The organism is Arsenophonus endosymbiont of Bemisia tabaci Q2 (assembly GCF_902713415.1).
Lineage (GTDB): Bacteria > Pseudomonadota > Gammaproteobacteria > Enterobacterales > Enterobacteriaceae > Arsenophonus.
In genome coordinates, this window is record NZ_CACTIE010000021.1 from 1 (window position 1) to 1377 (window position 1377).

Genomic DNA, 1377 nt, shown 5'->3' on the forward strand with positions numbered 1-1377 from the left:
ATTTAAGCTTGATTAAAGAAGATAATTTTAATCTAAGTTGTCTATTCGTATTTACATAATAATAGGTTATACCGAATGCCACAGATTCAATTTGATACTATCGTTATTGGTTCCGGCCCCGGGGGAGAAGGTGCAGCAATGGGGTTGGTAAAACAAAGGAAAAAAGTCGCAGTCATTGAACGTTATAATAAAATTGGTGGTGGTTTTTGTACCTACTGGGGAACTATTCCTTCTAAAGCGCTTCGGCATGCAGTGAGCCGAATTATCGAATTTAATCAAAATCCATTATACAGCGATAAATTCCGGCTTTTACCCTCTTCTTTCTCCGAAATTCTTAAACAAGCGGAGACCATAATTAATCAACAAACACATATGCGGAAAGGATTTTATGAACGAAATGGTTGTAAAATATTTGCCGGTGAAGCCTCTTTCATTGACCAACATACTTTAAAAGTTCTTTATAATGATGGTATCTACAATACTCTATATGCCAAAAAATCATTATCGCAACCGGCTCTCGTCCATACTGTCCTGTCCACCCGATGTCGATTTTCATCATTCACGCATTTACAATAGCGATTAAATTTTAACTCTCAATCATGAACCCCACCATGTTATTATTTATGGTGCAGGAGTAGTTGGCTGTGAATATGCTCCAATTTTTAGAGGATTAGGGGTAAAAGTTGATCTTATTAATACCCGTGATTACCTTCTGTCGTTTTTAGATCAAGAGATGTAAGACGCTTTATCATACCACATTTTTGGAATAATGGTGTTGTTATTCACCATAATGAAGAATATGAAAAAATCGAAGGAAAAAATGATGGCGTAATTATTCATCTGAAGTCAGGTAAAAAGGTTAAAGCGGATTGTCTATTATATGCTAATGGGCGTACGGGAAATACCGATAATCTAAATTTAGAAAATATCGCTATTCCTATTGATAATCGAGGTTTGATTAAAGTTAATGCTACCTATCGTACTCATAATAAAAATATCTATGCGGTCGGCGATGTTATTGGCTATCCCAGTTTAGCTTCAGCCGCTTATGATAAAGGTCGTTTCGCTGCCCGCCCGATAACAACGGGCCACAGCGATACCCATTTAATTGAGGATATTCCTACCGGGATCTACACCATTCCAAAAATCAGTTCTGTCGGTAAAAAAGAACAACAATTAACTGCCATGAAAATTCCTCATGAAGTCGGGCGTCCTCAATTTAAACATTTAGCCAGAGCACAAATTGCAGGGATGAATGTAGGCAGTTTAAAGATCCTATTTCATCGCGAAACATTAAAAATTCTAGGTATTCACTGCTTCGGTGAGCGTGCAGCAGAAATTATAGCTAAGCGACTTAATTTTGATTACACCATATTG

At 37.0% G+C, this 1377-nt stretch carries 1 pseudogene; it reads left to right on the forward strand.

Going from position 1 to position 1377, the window contains the following annotated elements:
* Positions 1-75: 75 nt before the first annotated feature.
* Positions 76-1377, forward strand: a pseudogene (gene sthA, locus ARSQ2_RS14495) (Si-specific NAD(P)(+) transhydrogenase); the annotation flags it as partial.